Here is a 19,674-nt window from a genome sequence, read left to right as displayed (position 1 = left end):
CGCCGTGGCGCCGGCCGACTCGACGGTGATCCCGCCGGCGCCGCCGCCCGGCCGTAAGGTGGCCGCGGCGCCGGGCATGGCGCCGACGCCGGCCGCCGAAGGGCCGATGCTGCTGCGGGTCGGCTTCGGGCCCGGCGAGGAGGTGCTGACCCCGGGCGCCCAGACCCAGCTCGCGCAGCTGGCCAAGCGGCTCGCCGGCAGCGACGAACGCATCAACGTCAAGGCCTATGCGGCCGAGGTGAAGGACGGCACGGCGGCGCGCCGCCTGTCGCTGTCGCGCGCGCTCGCTGTGCGGCGCTTCCTCGGCGACCAGAACGTCGCCGTGGCCCGCATCAATGTCACCGCGCTGGGCGCGCCCGGCGATTCCGGTCCGGCGGACCGGGTCGACATCGTGTCGATCGGGCGCTGATCCGGTGAAAGGCGCCGCGGATTCTCCGCAATCGATGGTAAGACAGCGGGCATGACCACGCCGCGCGCTTATCTGGTTCGCATGTCGCTGTTCCTGGTCGTCATCGCCGTGGGCGCGGCGGTGCTGATGCCGAGCCTGGTGCGCGCCTTCCTGGTCAATCCATGGATCAACGGCCTGATCGCGGGCGTGTTCCTGCTCGGCGTCGTCTACATCTACGTGCAGGTGGTCAAGCTCGGCCCGGCGGTGGATTGGCTGGAGCAGTTCCGCCGCGCCGGCGCCGGCCAGGCGCTGCCGGTGCAGGCGCCGCCGACCCTGCTCGCGCCGCTCGCGCCGCTGACCGCCATGAGCGAACGGCCCGGCCGCCTCAGCCTGTCGGCGCTGTCGAGCCGGACCTTGCTCGATTCGGTCGGCTCCAGGCTCGACGAATCGCGCGACACCGCGCGCTACCTGATCGGGCTTCTGGTCTTCCTCGGCCTGCTCGGCACGTTCTGGGGCCTGCTCGAAACCGTCGGCTCGGTCGGCGACGCGATCAAGGCGCTGTCGCCGGCGGGCGGCGATTTCGCCCGGCTGTTCGACGACCTGAAGCGCGGCCTGGAACGCCCGCTCGGCGGCATGGGCACGGCCTTCTCGTCCTCGCTGTTCGGCCTCACCGGCTCGCTGGTGCTGGGCTTCCTCGATCTGCAGGCGAGCCGCGCCCAGAACCGGTTCTACAACGAGCTCGAGGAATGGCTCGCCGGCATGACCAAGTACGCCTCCGGCATGGCGGCGATCGACGGCGATGCCTCGGTGCCGGCCTATGTGCGGGCGCTGCTGGAACAGACCGCCGACAGCCTGGAGAACCTGCAGCGCACCATCGGCCGCTCCGAGGAAGGCCGCGGCCAGGTCAACCAGGCGGTGCTCACCCTATCCGAGCGCCTCGCCGCGCTGACCGACCACATGCGTACCCAGCAGGAATTGCTGGTGAAGCTGGCCGAGCATCAGATCGAGATGCGGCCGGTGCTGCAGAAGCTGGCGCAGGGTGGCGAAGCGAGCGGCCTCGATCCGGCGAGCCGGGGCCATCTGCGCAATCTCGAAGTCTATGTCGGCCGGCTGCTCGGCGAGCTGTCCGAGGGGCGCCAGCACGCCGTCTCCGAGATCCGGAGCGAGATCAAGCTGCTGGCCCGCACCATCGCGGCCATCGCCGAGGACGAGAGCCGGAGGTAGCCTGTGGCGCGCGGCCGTTCGATCCGCCCCGCCAGCGAGCCCTGGCCCGGCTATGTCGACGTGCTGTCGACCCTGCTGCTGGTCATCGTCTTCCTGCTGGTCGTCTTCGCCATCGCGCAGTTCGTTCTGTCGCAGGTGCTGTCGGGCCGCGACGAGGCGCTGGCGCGGCTGAACCAGCAGGTCGCCGAGCTGGCCGAGATGCTGTCGCTGGAGAAGCGGACGACGGTCGAGCTGCGCGCCAACCTGGCCGAGCTCTCGGCCACCTTGCAGCAAGCGACCAGCGCCCGCGACGAGCTGGCGCTGCGCATCGACGCGCTGACCCGCCGGGCCGAAGGCGCCGAGGCGGAGGCGCGGCGCTCGGAAGGCGAGATCAAGGTTCAGCTCGCCGAAGTCGAGCGGCTCAAGCGCGACATCGAGGCGTTGCGCAAGGTGAAGGAGACGCTGGAGGCCGATGTCGCCGCCAAGGCCGGCGAGATCACCCAGCTGCGCGACCGGTCGAAGGAGCTGGAGGCGCGGCTCGCCGCCGAGGCGGAGCGCACCGCGCTGGCGCAGAAGGAGCTGGAGGCGCGCGAGACCCGCCTGTCGGAGCTGCAGGCGCTCTATCTCGGCAAGCAGGAAGAGGCCGAGAGCCAGAAGCAGCTGACCACCGAGGCGCAGGCCCAGGTCGCGGTGTTGAACCAGCAGATCCTGGCGCTGCGCCAGCAGCTCGCGCGCCTGGAACAGGCGCTGCAGGTGGCCGAGGTCAAGGACAAGGAAGCCCAGGCGCAGATCGCCGATCTCGGCAAGCGCCTCAACCTCGCGCTGGCCCAGAAAGTCGAGGAGCTGTCGCGCTACCGCTCGGAATTCTTCGGGCGGCTGCGCGAGATTCTGGGCGACCGGCGCGACATCACCATCGTCGGCGACCGTTTCGTGTTCCAGTCCGAGGTGCTGTTCGACCAGGGTTCGGCCGAGCTTTCGGACGGCGCCAAGGAGCAGCTGCGCAAGCTCGCCCGCGCGCTGCTCGAAATCGCCGGGCGCATTCCGAAGGATGTGCCGTGGATCCTCCGGGTCGACGGCCATACCGACGTCATCCCGATCCGCACCGCGCAGTTTCCGTCCAATTGGGAGCTTTCGGTCGCACGGGCCATCGCGGTGACGCGCTTCCTGGAAGCGCAGGGCGTTCCGTCCGGCCATCTCGCCGCAACGGGCTTCGCCGAATATCAGCCGCTGGATTCCGGCCGCGACGAGATCGCCTTCCGCCGCAACCGCCGCATCGAGCTCCGCCTCACCGACCGCTGAGGCGGGTTCCGGCTCAGAACGGCAGCGCGACGCTGCGCTGTACCAGCAGGCCGAGCAATTCCGTCGCCAGCGTGAGCGCGGCGGCAGTGCCGGCGGTCGTCTCCAGCGCCGTGCGCAGCACGAACCACGTGTAGTAGAGGCTTGCCGCGTAGGCGATGAGATAGAGCAGGGCGCCGAACGGGCCGAGCGCGCCGGTCATGTCCAGCACCGCGATCGGCAGCAGCGCCGCCATGATGACCGCCTGCGCCCAGTTGAAGGCGATCACGCCGGTCGCATATTGCCGCGTCAGGCCGAGCGGCCGCGCCAAACCGGCGATCAGCAGCGGGAAGATCAGCCAGAGCAGCGGATAGCCGACGAGGTGAGCCGCGAACGGATAGGGCGGCGGTGCCGCGGGATCCGGCAGCGGCTGACTGCGCAGCCAGGCGACCAGGAAGAACGGCGGGGCGATCAGGGCCGCGGCGAAGAACGACCGGAAGAAGCCGTCGCTCGACAGGTTGAACCAGCGCATGCCGGTCACGTCGAGATGGGCGAGGCGCCAGGCGCCCCAGAGCGATTCCCGGATCTCGGCCAGAGGAATCATGTGATCCGAGGGATCATTCGAACCAGTTCTCGAGCACGCGCCGATAGATATCCGTCAGCAGGCCGAGATCGTCGACGCGAACCTTCTCATCCACCTTGTGCATGGTCTGGCCGACCATGCCGAGCTCGATCACCGGGCAATAGCTCTTGATGAAGCGGGCGTCCGACGTGCCGCCGGTCGTCGACAGCTCGGGCTCGATCCCGGCCGCGCCCTTCACCGCGGCGACGATCGCTTCCGACAGCGCGCCGCGGGCGGTGAGGAAGGGCTCGGCGCCGTGCTCAAACTCGATCTCATGGGCACCGGCATGCTCGGCGCAGACCTGGCGCATCCAGCTTTCCAGCGCGGCCCCGGTATGCAGGCTGTTGTAGCGGATGTTGAAGGTGGCATTCGCCTTGGCCGGGATCACGTTGGTCGCCCGGTTGCCGACATCGACCGTGGTCACTTCCAGGTTGGACGGCTGGAAATCGCGCGTGCCGTCGTCGAGCTTGCGGCGCTGCAGCGCGTCGAGCGCCGGCACCAGGCGGCGGATCGGATTGTCGGCGAGATGCGGATAGGCGATATGGCCCTGCGCGCCCATCACGCTGAGGCGGCCGGTGACCGAGCCCCGCCGGCCGATCTTTGCCATGTCGCCCACTTTCTGGGTCGCGGTCGGCTCGCCGACCAGGCAGGCATCGATCTTCTGCTTCTGCTCCGCCATCCATTGCAGCGCCTTGACGGTGCCGTTGATGGCCGGCCCTTCCTCGTCGCCGGTGATCAGGAAGCTGATCGAGCCGCGGAACTTGTCCCCGCGTGCGCCCAGGAACTGCTCGGCCGCGGCGGCGAAGCAGGCGATTGCGGCCTTCATGTCGGCGGCGCCGCGACCGATCAGCCAGCCCTGGTCCACGACGGCTTCGAACGGATCGACAGTCCAGGCGGCGCGGTCGCCGACCGGCACCACATCGGTATGGCCAGCGAAGCAGAAATTGGGGCCGAGATCTCCGAACCGCGCATAGAGATTGTCGATGGTCGGCGTGCCCTTCTGCTCGAAGGGCAGCCGCCAGCATTTGAACCCCAGACCTTCGAGTGCCTGCTGCAGCACGTCGAGCGCGCCGGCATCCTCCGGCGTCACGCTCGGCCGTCGGATCAGCTCGCGCGACAGCGCCAGCGCGTCGATCTGGGCCACTGCATCAGTCCCGGAGCAGGTCGTTGATCGCCGTCTTCGCCCGGGTCTGGGCGTTCACCGTCTTCACGATCACCGCGCAGGAGAGGTTCGGGCCCGGCGTGCCGTCTTCCAGCGGCCGGCCCGGCATGCTGCCCGGCACCACCACGGAATAGGCCGGCACGCGGCCGTAATAGGTGCGGCCGGTGGCGCGATCCACGATCCGCGTCGTCGACGAGATGAAGGTGCCCATGGCGATCACCGCCCCCTGCTCGACGATCACGCCCTCGACGACCTCGGAGCGCGCGCCGATGAAGCAGTCGTCCTCGATCACCACCGGGTTGGCCTGCAGCGGCTCCAGCACGCCGCCGATGCCGACGCCGCCCGACAGGTGGCAGTTGGCGCCGATCTGGGCGCAGGAGCCGACCGTCGCCCAGGTGTCCACCATGGTGCGCGCGCCGACATAGGCGCCGATATTGACGAAGCTCGGCATCAGCACGACGTCGGGCGCGATATACGCCCCGCGACGGGCGACGGCGCCGGGTACGGCGCGGAACCCCGCCTTCTTGAACTCCGCCGCGCCCCAGCCAGCAAACTTCGACGGCACCTTGTCCCACCAGTTGGTGTTGGCGCCGGGGCCGCCCGGAATGATCTCGTTGTCGTACAGGCGGAACGACAGCAGCACCGCCTTCTTCAGCCACTGGTTCACCGTCCAGTTATCGCCCACCTTCTCGGCGACGCGGAAGCTGCCGTCATCCAGGCCCTTGAGCGAGGCTTCCACGGCCTCGCGCACCTCGCCCTTGGTCGCCGGCGAAATTTCCGTCCGGCGCTCCCAGGCGGCATCCACTGCCGCCGCCAGCTTCGTCTTGTCCATTTGTCGCGTCCCCGAGAGCACTTGCAGCCCGAAATATGGCCGGCGGAAAATAGCCGCCGGCTGTACCCAGTCAATCGGCGCGCCGCGCAGGTCAGCCTTCGCGGATGTCGTAGTGATAGGCCTTGGCGATCACCTGCCAGCGGCCGTCCAGCTTCACGAAGGTAAGGTAGTCGGTGAAATAGCGCGGCGGCACCGCGCAGTTCAGCTTGACGAAGGCATGCGCCGGGCCGTTGAAGTCGATCGACAGAATGCGGTCGGCACGGGGCTGGCCCTTGGACTTCGGCGAGGGCCGTTTCGACACCATCTCGAACCATTCGAGCGCCGGCAGGTCGAGGACCTTGCCGTCGGTGGCGCTGTAGAGATGCGACTGGGGGTGGAAAACTTCCGCAAGCTTCTTCGGGTCACCCTCGTAGAGCCCGTCCAGATAGGTGTGGACAGCTTGCTCCAGGGCGGCAACTTCGGATTGCATGTGGCGACTTCCTCCGCTGATCACGGCCGCGCCGCGCGCGGCCGGCGGTATCTCCCGCTCGGAGAGAGAACCGTAACCATGAAACCGCAGTCTAGCCGGCAAATACGCCAAGCGATCCCTTGAACATTTCAGGAACATCATCGACAATGTCTGCGCGCCGACCTACCTCTAATTGGCCATGACGAAGCTCTCGCCCATCGCCCGGCAGATCTGGGACATGAAATACCGGCTGAAAACGCCGGCCGGCGAACCTGTGGATAAGTCTGTGGAGGATACCTGGGCTCGGGTCGCCGGCGCGCTGGCCGAGCCGGAGGCGCCGCAGATGCGCGAGCGCTGGGCCGCGGCTTTCGGCGAAGCGCTGGAAGGCTTCCGCTTCCTGCCCGCCGGCCGGATTGTCGCCGGCGCCGGCACCGGTCGCAACGTCACGCTGTTCAACTGCTTCGTCATGGGGACCATCCCCGACGACATGGGCGGCATCTTCGAGCACCTGAAGGAAGCTGCGCTGACCATGCAGCAGGGCGGCGGCATCGGCTACGATTTCTCGACCCTGCGTCCGCGCGGCGCGCCGGTGAAGGGCGTCGGCGCCGACGCTTCCGGCCCGCTCAGCTTCATGGACGTGTGGGACGCGATGTGTCGCACCATCATGTCGGCCGGCAGCCGGCGCGGCGCCATGATGGCGACCTTGTGCTGCGATCATCCCGATATCGAGGCCTTCGTCGACGCCAAGGCGGATCCGGCCAGGCTGCGCATGTTCAATCTCTCAGTCCTGGCGACCGATGCCTTCATGGCGGCGGTCCAGGCCGACAAGCCCTGGGACCTGGTCTTCGGCGGCCGCGTCTACAAGACGGTGCGCGCCAAGCAGCTGTGGGACCGCATCATGCGCGCGACCTACGCGCAGGCGGAGCCCGGCGTCATCTTCATCGACCGCATCAACCGGCGGAACAACCTCCACTACGCCGAGACGATCAGCGCGACCAATCCGTGCGGCGAACAACCACTTCCTCCTTACGGCGCCTGCCTGCTCGGGTCGGTCAATCTGGCGCGGCTGGTGAACCGGCCGTTCGAGGCGGATGCCGCGCTCGATCTCGCCGAGCTTGCGCGGCTGACGGCGGTGGCGGTGCGGATGATGGACAACACCATCGACGTGTCGCGCTTCCCGCTGCCGCAGCAGCAGGCGGAGGCGATGGCCAAACGGCGCATCGGGCTCGGCGTCACTGGGCTCGCCGATGCGCTGATCATGGCCGGCGCGCGCTATGGCTCGGAGGCGGCGCTGGCACTGACCGAGGCATGGATGCGGGCGATCCGCGACGCGGCCTATCGCGCCTCGATCGAGCTGGCGAAGGAGAAGGGCGCCTTTCCGCTGTTCGATGCGAAGCGCTATCTCGAAGGCGAGACGATCAAGGAACTGCCGCAGGAGATCCGCGACGGCATCGCGGCGCACGGCATCCGCAACGCGCTGCTCACCTCGATCGCGCCGACCGGCACCATCTCGCTGTTCGCCGGCAACGTGTCCTCGGGGCTGGAGCCGGTATTCAGCTTCACCTACCGCCGCGCCGTGCTGATGCCCGACGGGAGCAAGCGCGAGGAGGAGGTGCAGGACTACGCCTATGCGCTCTACCGCGCGCTCAAGGGCGCGGACGCGCCGCTGACCGATGCTTTCGTCACGGCGCAGACGCTGGAGCCGCTCGACCATGTCCGCATGCAGGCGGCGGTGCAGAAATACGTCGACAGCTCGATCTCGAAGACCATCAACGTGCCGGAGGAGATCTCCTTCGAGGCGTTCCGCGACGTCTATGCCGAAGCCTATGCCTCGGGCTGCAAAGGCTGCACCACCTATCGCCCGAACCCGGTGACCGGTGCCGTGCTGTCGCTCGCCGAGGTGAAGCCTGCCGAAACACCCAAGCCGCGCCAGGCCGGCGGCGTGGTCTACATGACGCGGCCGCTCGACCGGCCGGAGGCGCTGCCCGGCCAGACCTACAAGGTCACCTGGCCGGAAAGCGCCCATGCCATCTACATCACCGTCAACGACGTGATCCAGGACGGCCGCCGCCGGCCCTTCGAGGTGTTCATCAACTCGAAGAACATGGAGCATTACGCCTGGACGGTGGCGCTGACGCGGATGATCTCCGCCGTGTTCCGCCGCGGCGGCGACGTCGCCTTCGTGGTCGAAGAGCTGAAGGCCGTGTTCGACCCGCGCGGCGGCCAATGGGTCAAGGGCCGCTACGTGCCCTCGCTGCTCGCCGCGATCGGCGAGGTGATCGAGCGCCACATGATCGAAATCGGCTTCATCGCCGGTCCGGTCGAAGGCCGCCTCGGCGACCCGCTGCAGCAGCGGCTGCCGCTGGCCGTCGGCGCCGAGGAAGGGGACGGCCCGCCGCCCGGTGCCGCCTTCTGTCCCAAATGCGCCCAGCCGGCGCTGATTCGCCAGGAGGGCTGCGCCACCTGCCTTGCCTGCGGCTATTCGAAATGCAGCTGAGCCGGCATCCGCCCGGCAATCCTCGTTGAGGCCGGCGCAGCAGCCGCTACATTCCAGGCCATGACGACGAACGAAGTCGGCGTGCTGGTCGTGGTGCTGGTCGAGCCGCAGATGGGCGAGAATATCGGCGCGGCGGCGCGCGCCATGCTCAATTTCGGCATTACCGAGCTCCGCCTGGTGAAGCCGCACCAGCCCTGGCCGAACAAGCGCGCCAAGGCGCTCGGCTCCGGCGCCGACCAGGTGCTGGACGGGGCGCAAGTCTTCGACTCGACGGCGGCGGCGGTCGCCGACCTGACCCGGCTCTACGCCACCACCGCGCGGCATCGCGAGATGCTGAAGCCGGTGGCGACGCCGCGGCAAGCCGCCATCGAGGCGCGCCGCTTCGTCGCCGCGGGAGAGCGGGTCGGCCTCATGTTCGGCGGCGAGCGCGTGGGGCTCGAGCGCGACGACGTGGTGCTCGCCCATACCATCGTCACCATCCCGACCAATCCGCGTTTCTATTCGCTCAATCTGGCCCAGGCGGTGCTGCTGCTCGCCTATGAATACGCCATGGCCGGCGAAGCGGAGCCGGCGCGGGAGCGCTTCGATACGGGCCGCACCCGGCCGGCCAACCGAGGCGAGCTGATCGGCCTGTTCGAGCACCTCGAAACCGAGCTCGACGAGGCCGGTTTCTTCGACAACATCAAGGAGAAGCGGGCCGCGATCCTGCATAACATCCGCAACTCGCTGCAACGCGGCGCCCTGCTGGAGCAGGACGTGCGCACCTTGCGCGGCGTCATCAAGGCGATCGCCGGCAAGCGGATCCCGGGCAGCCGGCGGGCCAAGGCGGCGGCAAAGCCCTGAAGCGGCAGGCAAATCGGGACCTGCGGGCTTGCCTCTCGCAAGGCCCGAAGGACGTTGACCGGTCCCTGCCGCGTCACTATGTTCCGCCGTCCATTTTGCCGGGCCGCGGTCCGGCTGGAGGACCCTATGGGCTCGAGCCCGCCGCATCCGGAATTTGGCCGGCCGGTCGAGGTTTCCAGGATCGGGCCGTCGGGGCTGTCGCTGGCGATCGAGGCCGATCCCGCTGAGCGCGAGCGACTGGCGCGTCGCCTGGGGTTGGGCGAGTTGCGCCGGCTGCATGCCGATCTCGCGTTGCAGCCCCGCGGTGCCGGCATCGCGCTGACCGCGACCTGGACCGCGGAGGTGGTGCAGGATTGCGTGGTGACGCTCGATCCGGTGGTGTCGGAGCTGGGCGATACCTTCGAGCTGGCCTATGGGCCGGCGGCGGAGGCGGAAGCTGCGGCGGAGATCGAGTTGGATCTCGATGTCGCCGACCCGCCGGAGCCGATCGAAGGCGGGCGGATCGATGTGGGCGAGGCGGTGGTGGAGCAGTTGGCGCTGGCGATCGATCCCTATCCCCGCAAGCCCGGGGTGGAGTTCGTGCCGCCGGCGGACGAAACGGAGATGCAGGAGAACCCTTTCGCCGCGCTCGGCGGATTGAAGGGGCGACGTTAGGATCTGGTTCAGCCAAGGCCGCGTTGCGGCCGCAGCATCGAGAGAACGACGATGGCCGTACCCAAGAAGCGTGTTTCCAGCTCCCGCCGCGATATGCGCCGGTCGCACCACGCGCTGACCAACACGCAGCTCAACGAGTGCAAGAATTGCGGCGAGGTGAAGCGCCCGCATCACGTCTGCCCGGCCTGCGGCCATTACGACGGCCGCGAGGTGGTCGAACCGGCGAACCCGGTCTGACCCTGAGTTCCGGCCGGGCTGAAGCGTGACCGGCGGCCTCTGGATCGCGCTCGACGGCATGGGCGGCGACAACGCCCCGAATGCTGTCGTGGCCGGTGCGGATGCCATCCTGGAACGTCATCCCCAGGTCCGCTTCCTGATCTTCGGCGACCAGGCGAAGCTCAAGCCGCTGGTGGATGCCACCGGCCGGCTGAAAGGCGCCTCGGAAATCCGGCATACCGATGTCGTCGTGCGCGGCGACGACAAGCCCAGCCAGGCACTGCGCAAGGGCCGCGGGTCCAGCATGGGGCTCGCCATTGAGGCGGTGAAGGAAGGCCAGGCCGTCGGGGTCGTCTCGGCCGGCAATACCGGCGCGCTGATGGCGCTCGCCAAGTTCGGCCTGCGCACCCTGCCGGGCATCGACCGCCCGGCCCTCGCTTCGCTGCTGCCGACCCGGCGCGGCGAAAGCGTGATGCTCGATCTGGGCGCCAATGTCGAATGCGACGCCCGCAACCTGGTGGAGTTCGCCGTCATGGGCGCGCAGTTCGCCCGTGCCCTGCTCGGCCGGCTCAAGCCGACCGTGGGCCTGCTCAATGTCGGCAGCGAGGAGATGAAGGGCCACGACGACGTGCGCCAGGCGGCGGAGCGGCTGCGCAGCAGCGAGGACCTGCCCTTCACCTTCCACGGCTTCGTCGAAGGCGACGATATCGGCGCCGGCACGGTCGATGTGGTCGTTACCGATGGCTTCACCGGCAATATCGCGCTGAAGACGGCGGAAGGCACCGCGAAGCTGGTCACCGGCTACATGTCGTTGGCGCTGAGGCGCTCGTGGACCACCCGGCTCGGCGCCCTGCTGGCGCTGCCGGCGCTGCGCGCGCTGCGCGACCGGCTCGATCCCCGTCAGTACAATGGCGGCGTGTTCCTCGGCCTCAACGGCATCACGGTGAAGAGCCACGGCGGCACCGATGCGATCGGCTTCGCCGCCGCCATCGATGTCGCGGTCGACATGGCGCGCAGCCAGATGGTCGAGCGCATCGCCGAGGACATCCGCTGCTTCCCCGCCCATCTGCTCAGCCCCACCCAGCCCGCGGTTGCCGTCACATGATCCGTTCCGTTGTCGCCGGCTGCGGCGCCTATCTGCCGGCCCGTACGCTGACCAACGAGGAGCTGGCGCAGAAGGTCGATACCAGCGATGCCTGGATCGTCGAGCGCACCGGCATCCGCGAGCGCCACATCGCGGCGGAAGGCGAGCTGACGTCGGATCTCGCCCGCATCGCCGCCGAGCGCGCGCTGGCCGATGCGCGCATCGCGGCGGAGGAAGTCGATCTGATCGTGCTCGCCACCGCGACGCCCGACCTGACCTTCCCGGCGACCGCCGCCAAGGTGCAATCCCAGCTCGGCATCCGCCGCGGCGCCGCCTTCGACATCCAGGCGGTCTGCACCGGCTTCATCTACGCGCTCGCGGTCGCCGACAATTTCCTGAAGGCCGGCCAGTTCAAGACCGCGCTGGTGATCGGCGCCGAGACCTTCTCGCGCATTCTCGACTGGAACGACCGCGGCACCTGCGTGCTGTTCGGCGATGGCGCCGGCGCCGTGGTGTTGCGCGCCGAGGAGGCGCGCGGCACCAATCGCGACCGCGGCGTGCTGTCGACGCATCTGCATGCCGACGGCCGCCAGCACGATCTGCTCTATGTCGATGGCGGCCCTTCGAGCACGGGCACGTCCGGCTTCCTCCGCATGGCCGGCAAGGAAGTGTTCCGTCATGCCGTGGTCAATCTCGCCGCCGTGGTCGACGAAGCGCTGCACGCCAACGGATTGACGGCGAAGGATGTCGACTGGCTGGTGCCGCATCAGGCGAACAAGCGCATCCTCGATGCCACGGCGAGAAAGCTCGGCCTCGCGCCGGAGAAGGTGATCGTCACCGTCGACAAGCACGGCAATACCTCCGCCGCCTCCGTGCCGCTGGCGCTTGCTGCCGGCGCCGCCGACGGCCGCATCAAGCCGGGGCAGCTTCTGCTGCTCGAGGCCATGGGCGGCGGCTTCACATGGGGCAGCGCGCTGGTCCGCTGGTGACCCGTCCGTGACGGCGGATTAACCGCCGCGTCCAACCCCCGGGTCGAATTGACCTTTTCGATTTCCCGCTCTAGCGTCTCATATTCGCGGGAGGAGGGGAGTGCGATGACGGGGCGGACATTGACCCGTGCGCAGCTGAGCGAATCGATCTACCAGCAGGTCGGCCTGTCGCGGAACGATTCCGCCGAGCTGGTCGAGCTGGTGCTGGCCGAGATCGCCGACACGCTGTGCAAGGGCGAGATGGTGAAGATCTCCTCCTTCGGTTCGTTCCAGGTCCGCTCCAAGGGCGGCCGGGTCGGGCGCAATCCCAAGACCGGGCAGGAGGTGCCGATCCAGCCCCGTCGGGTGCTGGTGTTCCGGGCCTCGCATGTGCTCAAGGATCGCATCAACGGCGGCAGCGGCGGCGGAGGCGCGTGAGGGAAGGCCACAGCATCGCGGCGGCGGCCGAGCCGGCGGAACACCCGCCGGCCAAGGCGGCGGATGCGCTTCGGACCATTGCCGAGGTTTCGGCCGAACTCGACCTGCCGGCGCATGTCCTGCGCTTCTGGGAAACCAAGTTTCCGGAGCTGCGCCCGGTCAAGCGGGCCGGCGGCCGGCGGTATTACCGGCCCCGGGACGTCGAGCTGCTGCGCCGCATCAAGACCTTGCTGCACGGCCAGGGCTTCACCATCCGCGGCGCCCGCAAGGCGATCCGCGGGGTTGCGCCGGCGGAGGCGCCGCCGGAGCCCGAGGTCGAGGCCGAGCGGCCGACGCCGCGGATCGACCGGGTGACCCGCCGGGCGCTGGACGAACTGCTCAGCGAGCTCGAAATCGCCCGCGGCCTGCTGGCGCGGGCCGGCGAGGAAACCCCCGACAAGGATTGAGGCGAGGCAGCGGGACGGGCTGGGTTTCATTGCGCCCGCCGGGGCGCGCGTCTATAACCCGTCGGTTCGGAGCGTAGCGCAGTCTGGTAGCGCACTTGTCTGGGGGACAAGGGGTCGTGGGTTCAAATCCCGCCGCTCCGACCAGTTTTCCCGCTCCTTGCAATGCCCAGCCCCGCCCAGCGACATTCTGCGCCCGGGCACATTTCTGGCCCCTCCGCAGAAAATTTCCGAATTGCGGGAACCAAAACGCCCCTCGACGGTTGCGCGAGACGGGGCCTTGCGTGCCCACCGCTGAGGCACGGGGGCAACGATGCAATCGCTCGAGACACCACTCCGTCCGGTGCGCCAGCACATCGAGGGCGAGGAGGGGCGATCGGATCTCCCCGAGCTCCACGATCTGCTGACCGCCATGCAGGCGGTCCGCGTGGGTGATTTCTCGGTCCGGCTGCCGAGCGACCGGATCGGCGTCATCGGCAAGATCGCCGATACCTTCAACGGCATCGTCGCCGCCAACCAGCGCATGGCGCAGCAGCTCGCCCGGGCCGGCCAGGTGGTCGGACGCGAAGGCAAGACGCGCCACCGGGTCAAGTTCGGCAACACGGCCGGCGCCTGGAGCGAGATGGAGGATTCGGTCAATAACCTGATCGACGACCTGCTCTGGCCGACCAGCGAGGTGACCCGCGTGATCGCCGCCGTGGCGCAGGGCGACCTGCTGCAGACGGTGCGCCAGGAGGTGGACGGCCGGCCCCTGCAGGGCGAGTTCCTGCGCGCCGCCACCATCGTCAATACGATGATCAAGCAGCTCAGCGTGTTCACCTCCGAGGTGACGCGCGTGGCGCGCGAGGTCGGCACCGACGGCAAGCTCGGCGGCCAGGCGCAAGTGCGCGAGGTGACCGGCGTCTGGAAGGACCTGACCGAGAGCGTCAACTCGATGGCGTCCAACCTGACGGCGCAGGTCCGCAACATCGCCGAGGTGACCATCGCGGTCGCCAACGGCGACCTCTCCAAGAAGATCACCGTCGACGTGCGCGGCGAGATCCTGCAGCTGAAAGAAGCCATCAACACGATGGTCGATCAGCTGCGCTCCTTCGCCTCGGAAGTGACGCGCGTGGCGCGCGAGGTCGGCACCGACGGCAAGCTCGGCGGCCAGGCCATCGTGCCGGGCGTGGCCGGCACCTGGAAGGACCTGACCGATTCGGTGAACGCGATGTGCGGCAACCTGACCGATCAGGTCCGCAACATCGCCCAGGTGACGACCGCGGTGGCGCGCGGCGATCTGTCGCGCAAGATCACCGTCGATGTGCGGGGCGAGATCCTGGAGCTGAAGGACACCATCAACACCATGGTGGACCAGCTCAACGCCTTCGCCGGCGAGGTGACGCGCGTGGCGCGCGAGGTTGGCACCGAGGGACGGCTCGGCGGCCAGGCCGTGGTGCCGGGCGTGGCCGGCACCTGGAAGGATCTGACCGACAACGTCAACTTCATGGCGTCCAACCTGACGGCGCAGGTGCGCAACATCGCCGAGGTGTCGACCGCGATCGCCCAGGGCGATCTCTCCAAGAAGATCACCGTCAACGTCTCGGGCGAGATCCTGCAGCTGAAGGAGACCATCAACACGATGGTCGACCAGCTGAACGCCTTCGCCTCCGAGGTGACGCGCGTGGCGCGCGAGGTCGGCACCGAGGGCCGGCTCGGCGGCCAGGCCAATGTGCTCGGCGTCGCCGGCACCTGGAAGGATCTGACAGACAGCGTCAACTCGATGGCCGGCAACCTGACGGCGCAGGTCCGCAACATCGCCGAGGTGTCGACCGCCATCGCCGGCGGCGATCTCTCCAAGAAGATCACGGTCGATGTGCGCGGCGAGATCCTGCAGCTGAAGGAGACCATCAATACCACGGTCGACCAGCTGAATGCCTTCGCCTCCGAGGTGACGCGCGTGGCGCGCGAGGTCGGCACCGAAGGCAAGCTCGGCGGCCAGGCGGTGGTGCGCGGTGTCGCCGGCACCTGGAAGGACCTGACGGATTCGGTCAACTCGATGGCCGGCAACCTGACGGCCCAGGTGCGCAACATCGCCGAAGTCGCCACCGCCGTGGCGGAGGGCGACCTCTCGAAGAAGATCACCGTCAACGTGTCGGGCGAGATCCTGCAGCTGAAGGAGACCATCAACACGATGGTCGATCAGCTGAACGCCTTCGCCGCCGAGGTGACACGCGTGGCGCGCGAGGTCGGCACCGACGGCAAGCTGGGCGGCCAGGCGCAGGTGCCGGGTGTCGCCGGCACCTGGAAGGATCTGACGGATTCGGTCAATTCGATGGCCGGCAACCTGACGGCGCAGGTGCGCAACATTGCGGAGGTGGCGACGGCGATCGCCGGCGGCGACCTGTCGCGCAAGATCACCGTCGACGTGCGGGGCGAGATCCTGCAGCTGAAAGAGACCCTGAACACCATGGTCGATCAGCTGAACCGCTTCGCCGGCGAGGTGACGCGCGTGGCGCGCGAAGTCGGCACCGAGGGCCGGCTCGGCGGCCAGGCGGCGGTGCCGGGCGTCGCCGGCACCTGGAAGGATCTGACCGACAGCGTCAACTCCATGGCGTCGAACCTGACGGCGCAGGTGCGCAACATCGCCGAGGTGGCGACCGCCATCGCCGGCGGCGACCTGTCGCGCAAGATCACGGTCGACGTGCGGGGCGAGATCCTGGAGCTGAAGGACACCATCAACACCATGGTGGACCAGCTCAACGCCTTCGCCGGCGAGGTGACGCGCGTCGCGCGCGAGGTGGGCACCGAGGGCAAGCTCGGCGGCCAGGCGGCGGTGCCGGGCGTCGCCGGCACCTGGAAGGACCTGACCGACAACGTCAACTTCATGGCCTCGAACCTGACGGCGCAGGTCCGCAACATCGCCGAAGTCGCCACCGCCATCGCCGGCGGCGACCTGTCCAAGAAGATCACCGTCGACGTGCGCGGCGAGATCCTGCTGCTCAAGGACACGCTGAACACCATGGTCGAGCAGCTGCGCTCCTTCGCCGCCGAGGTGACGCGCGTGGCGCGCGAGGTCGGCACCGACGGGCGGCTCGGCGGCCAGGCAGTGGTGCCCGGCGTCGGCGGCACCTGGAAGGACCTGACCGACAACGTCAACCTGCTGGCCGCCAACCTGACCACCCAGGTGCGCAATATCGCCGAGGTGACGACGGCGGTGGCGCGCGGCGACCTGTCGCGCAAGATCACCGTCGACGTGAAGGGCGAGATCCTGGAGCTGAAGAACACCATCAACACGATGGTGGACCAGCTGAACGCCTTCGCCTCGGAAGTGACGCGCGTGGCGCGCGAGGTGGGCACCGAGGGCAAGCTCGGCGGCCAGGCGGCGGTGCCGGGCGTCGCCGGCACCTGGAAGGACCTGACCGACACGGTCAACGTCATGGCGGCGAACCTGACCGAGCAGGTGCGCGGCATCGTCAAGGTGGTCACCGCGGTGGCGAACGGCGAGCTGAACCAGAAGCTGACCGTGATGTCGAAGGGCGAGGTGGCGGCGCTGGCCGATACCATCAACGACATGACCGGCACGCTCGCCACCTTCGCCGACCAGGTGAGCTCGGTCGCGCGCGAGGTCGGCGTCGAGGGCCGGCTCGGCGGCCAGGCCAACGTGCCGGGCGCCGCCGGCACCTGGAAGGACCTGACCGGCAACGTGAACCTGCTGGCGGCCAACCTGACCACCCAGGTGCGCGCCATCGCCGAGGTGGCGACCGCGGTGACCAAGGGCGATCTGACGCGGTCGATCCAGGTCGAAGCCCGCGGCGAGGTTGCGGAGCTGAAGGACAACATCAACACGATGATCGGCAACCTGCGCCTGACGACCGATCGCAACACGGAGCAGGACTGGCTGAAGACCAACCTGGCGCGGTTCACCAACATGCTGCAGGGGCAGCGCGACCTGACCACGGTCGGCCGGCTCGTGCTGTCGGAGCTGACGCCGCTGGTCAATGCGCATCAGGGCGTGATCTATCAGCGCGAGCCCGACGACACGCAGAGCTTGAAGCTGCTCGCCACCTATGCCGATGGCGTGCCGGCGCATCCGCCGCGCCTCAGGATGGGCGAGGGGCTGATCGGGCAATGCGCCGAGGACCGGCGCCGCATGCTGATCAGCCAGGTGCCGGTCAACGCCACGCCGATCACATCGGGGATCTTCCTGGCGGTTCCCGCCAGCATCATCGTGCTGCCGATCCTGTTCGAGGGGCATGTCAAGGCGGTGATCGAGCTCGCCTCGCTCGGCCAGTTCACCGAGCTGCAGCAGACTTTCCTCGACCAGCTGACCGCCTCGATCGGCATCGTGCTGAACAGCATCGAGGCGACGATGCAGACCGAGGGCCTGCTCACCCAGTCGCAGCAGCTGGCCGCCGAGCTGCAGACCCGCCAGGCCGAGCTGCAGCAGACCAACGAGCAGCTGGAGCAGAAGGCGCGCGAGCTGGCCGAACAGAATGTCGAGGTGGAGCGCAAGAACCGCGAGATCGAGCAGGCCCGGCGCGCGGTGGAGGAGAAGGCGGCCGAGCTTGCCCTGACCTCGAAGTACAAGTCCGAGTTCCTGGCCAATATGAGCCACGAGCTGCGCACGCCGCTGAACAGCATCCTGATTCTCGGCCAGCAGCTGAGCGAGAACCCGGACGGGAACCTGAGCGGACGCCAGGTGGAGTTCGCTCGCACCATCCACGGCGCGGGCACCGACCTCCTGAACCTGATCAGCGACATTCTCGACCTGTCCAAGATCGAATCCGGCACGGTCACGGTCGACGCGCAGGACATCGATTTCGCGAGCCTGGTCGACACCGTCGCGCGGCCGTTCCGGCACGAGGCGGAGAACCGGCGCCTGTCCTTCGCGGTTCGGGTCGATCCGGCGCTGGACCGCAGCATGCTGACCGATTCGAAACGCCTGCAGCAGGTGCTGAAGAACCTGCTCTCGAACGCCTTCAAGTTCACCGAGGATGGCGGCGTCAATCTGTCGGTCTCGCTGGCGACGGGCGGATGGGGCGCCGAGCACCCGGTCCTCGGCGGTGCCGACCGGGTCGTCAGCTTCGAGGTTTCCGATACCGGCATCGGCATCCCCGCCGAGAAGCAGAAGATCATCTTCGAGGCGTTCCAGCAGGCCGATGCCGGCACCAGTCGCAAGTACGGCGGCACCGGCCTCGGCCTCGCGATCAGCCGCGAGCTCGCCAATCTCCTCGGAGGCGAGATCCAGCTGCGCAGCGAGCCCGGTTCCGGCAGCACGTTCACGCTCTACCTGCCGCTGCGCTATGTCGGCCCGGCCTCGAACCTGCCGGGCGAGGCGCTCCCGGCGGTCTCCTTCCGCCTGCCGGCACGGCGCGCCCCGGCGGAAGCCGAAATGCCGGAATTCGAGGTCGAGGACGATCGCTATCAGATCCTGGCCGGCGACAGCGTCCTGCTGATCGTGGAGGACGATCCGCACTATGCCCGGCTGATGGCCGATCTGGCCCGCGACGAGGGGTTCAAGGTGCTGGTGGCGTTGCGCGGCGAGCAGGCGCTGGAACTGGCCACGCGCTACCAGCCGACCGCGGTGTCGCTCGACATCTTCCTGCCCGACATGCTGGGCTGGAACGTGCTGGGCCAGCTGAAGCAGAATACGGCGACGCGGCACATTCCGGTGCAGATCGTCACCTTGGACGAGGATCGCCAGCACGGTCTCGCCCGCGGCGCTTTCTCCTTCATCACCAAGCCGGCGAGCCGCGAGGGCCTTGAAGGCGCCCTTGCCCGCATTCGCGAGTTCGCGGCGCCGCGACGCAAGCGCCTGCTGGTCGTCGAGGACAACGATTCCGAGCGGCTCGGCATCGCCGCGCTGCTCGGGCACGACGATATCGAGATCGACGGCGCGACGAGCGGGCAGGACGCGCTCGCCGCCTTGGAGGCGCGAAGCTACGACTGCGTCGTGCTCGACCTCAGGCTGCCGGACATGTCGGGATTCGATGTGCTGGACCGCATCAATGCCGATCCGCGGCTGGCCGAGATCCCGATCGTCGTGTTCACCGGGCGCGAGCTCTCCGCCGAGGAGGATGCGAGGCTGCACACGATGGCCCGGAGCATCGTCGTCAAGGGCGTGGAATCGCCCGAACGCCTGCTCGACGAGACGGCGCTGTTCCTGCACCGCGTGGTGGCCGACCTGCCGCCGGAGAAGCAGAGGCTGCTGGCGCGGCTGCACGAATCCGACGAGGACCTGGTCGGCCGGCCGGCGCTGCTGGTGGACGACGATGCGCGCAACATCTTCGCGCTCAGCAGCGTGCTCGAGCGGCGCGGCATGCGCGTGCTTACGGCGACGACCGGAAAGGAGGCGATCCGCATCCTCGAGACGACGCCGGAGATCGCGATCGTGCTGATGGACATCATGATGCCGGAGATGGACGGCTACCAGACCATGCAGGCGATCCGGTCGAAGCCCGGTTTCCGCCGGCTGCCGATCATCGCGCTCACCGCGAAGGCGATGAAGGGCGATCGCGAGAAATGCCTGGAGGCGGGTGCGTCGGAGTATCTGGCGAAGCCGGTCAATACGGAACAGCTGCTGTCGGCGTTGAGAGTCTGGCTGCATCGGTGAGGCGCA

16 protein-coding genes and 1 tRNA gene are annotated in these 19,674 nt (G+C 68.5%); 13 read left to right on the top strand and 4 right to left on the bottom strand.

The genetic code is table 11. The annotated features are described in order from the left end of the window. The 3 genes from DT074_RS17900 to DT074_RS17890 all read left to right on the top strand — a co-directional run. On the top strand, positions 1 to 409 hold a 409-nt coding region (locus DT074_RS17900), incomplete at its 5' end, for an OmpA family protein (RefSeq protein ID WP_162914982.1). Positions 410 to 460: 51 nt separating this feature from the next. Further along, the gene (locus tag DT074_RS17895; protein ID WP_119421226.1) at positions 461 to 1,612 is read left to right on the top strand and encodes a flagellar motor protein MotA; all 1,152 of its coding nucleotides are present in this window, start codon (positions 461 to 463) and stop codon (positions 1,610 to 1,612) included. Between the two features lie 3 nt (positions 1,613 to 1,615). Then, complete coding sequence (locus DT074_RS17890) at positions 1,616 to 2,890, top strand: peptidoglycan -binding protein (RefSeq protein ID WP_119421225.1); 1,275 nt, start codon at positions 1,616 to 1,618, stop codon at positions 2,888 to 2,890. A 13-nt stretch (positions 2,891 to 2,903) separates the two neighbouring features. On the opposite strand, the gene DT074_RS17885 is transcribed toward DT074_RS17890, so the two are convergent. The 4 genes from DT074_RS17885 to DT074_RS17870 all read right to left on the bottom strand — a co-directional run bounded on the left by DT074_RS17885 (position 2,904) and on the right by DT074_RS17870 (position 5,951). Beyond that, positions 2,904 to 3,470: a hypothetical protein gene (locus DT074_RS17885; protein WP_119421224.1), complete on the bottom strand. Its 567-nt coding sequence runs from the start codon at positions 3,468 to 3,470 to the stop codon at positions 2,904 to 2,906. A gap of 13 nt (positions 3,471 to 3,483) precedes the next feature. Then, positions 3,484 to 4,632, bottom strand: coding sequence for a succinyl-diaminopimelate desuccinylase (gene dapE / locus DT074_RS17880; RefSeq protein WP_119421223.1), 1,149 nt, complete (start codon positions 4,630 to 4,632; stop codon positions 3,484 to 3,486). 4 nt (positions 4,633 to 4,636) lie between these two features. Continuing rightward, entirely contained in the window at positions 4,637 to 5,482 is an 846-nt protein-coding gene (gene dapD, locus DT074_RS17875) for a 2,3,4,5-tetrahydropyridine-2,6-dicarboxylate N-succinyltransferase (RefSeq protein WP_119421222.1), read from the bottom strand. A gap of 91 nt (positions 5,483 to 5,573) precedes the next feature. Continuing rightward, on the bottom strand, positions 5,574 to 5,951 hold the full coding sequence (locus DT074_RS17870; protein ID WP_119421221.1) for a nuclear transport factor 2 family protein: 378 nt from the start codon (positions 5,949 to 5,951) through the stop codon (positions 5,574 to 5,576). 178 nt (positions 5,952 to 6,129) lie between these two features. On the opposite strand from DT074_RS17870, the gene DT074_RS17865 reads away from it, so the two are divergent. From DT074_RS17865 to DT074_RS17820, 10 genes are all read left to right on the top strand, one after another. Then, positions 6,130 to 8,427, top strand: coding sequence for an adenosylcobalamin-dependent ribonucleoside-diphosphate reductase (locus tag DT074_RS17865; protein WP_119421220.1), 2,298 nt, complete (start codon positions 6,130 to 6,132; stop codon positions 8,425 to 8,427). A 60-nt stretch (positions 8,428 to 8,487) separates the two neighbouring features. Then, on the top strand, positions 8,488 to 9,270 hold the full coding sequence (locus DT074_RS17860; RefSeq protein ID WP_119421219.1) for an RNA methyltransferase: 783 nt from the start codon (positions 8,488 to 8,490) through the stop codon (positions 9,268 to 9,270). A gap of 126 nt (positions 9,271 to 9,396) precedes the next feature. Continuing rightward, complete coding sequence (locus DT074_RS17855) at positions 9,397 to 9,924, top strand: YceD family protein (protein ID WP_162914981.1); 528 nt, start codon at positions 9,397 to 9,399, stop codon at positions 9,922 to 9,924. Positions 9,925 to 9,975: 51 nt separating this feature from the next. Continuing rightward, positions 9,976 to 10,161, top strand: coding sequence for a 50S ribosomal protein L32 (rpmF, locus tag DT074_RS17850; protein WP_119421217.1), 186 nt, complete (start codon positions 9,976 to 9,978; stop codon positions 10,159 to 10,161). A 25-nt stretch (positions 10,162 to 10,186) separates the two neighbouring features. Continuing rightward, a complete protein-coding gene (gene plsX, locus DT074_RS17845) occupies positions 10,187 to 11,245 on the top strand; it encodes a phosphate acyltransferase PlsX (RefSeq protein WP_119421216.1) in 1,059 nt (352 codons plus the stop codon). Then, on the top strand, positions 11,242 to 12,213 hold the full coding sequence (locus DT074_RS17840; protein WP_119421215.1) for a beta-ketoacyl-ACP synthase III: 972 nt from the start codon (positions 11,242 to 11,244) through the stop codon (positions 12,211 to 12,213). Before plsX ends, DT074_RS17840 begins: the two co-directional genes overlap by 4 nt. Positions 12,214 to 12,318: 105 nt before the next feature. Continuing rightward, a complete protein-coding gene (locus tag DT074_RS17835; protein WP_119421214.1) occupies positions 12,319 to 12,630 on the top strand; it encodes an integration host factor subunit alpha in 312 nt (103 codons plus the stop codon). Beyond that, positions 12,627 to 13,076: a MerR family transcriptional regulator gene (locus DT074_RS17830; protein ID WP_368744749.1), complete on the top strand. Its 450-nt coding sequence runs from the start codon at positions 12,627 to 12,629 to the stop codon at positions 13,074 to 13,076. Before DT074_RS17835 ends, DT074_RS17830 begins: the two co-directional genes overlap by 4 nt. A 67-nt stretch (positions 13,077 to 13,143) precedes the next feature. Further along, a tRNA-Pro gene (locus DT074_RS17825) sits at positions 13,144 to 13,220 on the top strand. A 265-nt stretch (positions 13,221 to 13,485) separates the two neighbouring features. Next, entirely contained in the window at positions 13,486 to 19,668 is a 6,183-nt protein-coding gene (locus tag DT074_RS17820) for a HAMP domain-containing protein (RefSeq protein WP_438503694.1), read from the top strand. The last annotated feature ends 6 nt before the right edge of the window (positions 19,669 to 19,674 follow it).

Source organism: Desertibaculum subflavum, assembly GCA_003576705.1.
In the GTDB taxonomy this organism is placed as follows: Bacteria; Pseudomonadota; Alphaproteobacteria; order Ferrovibrionales; family Ferrovibrionaceae; genus Desertibaculum; species Desertibaculum subflavum.
Note: the sequence above shows the minus strand (reverse complement) of the source record. Positions and strands in the feature narration are given on the sequence as shown.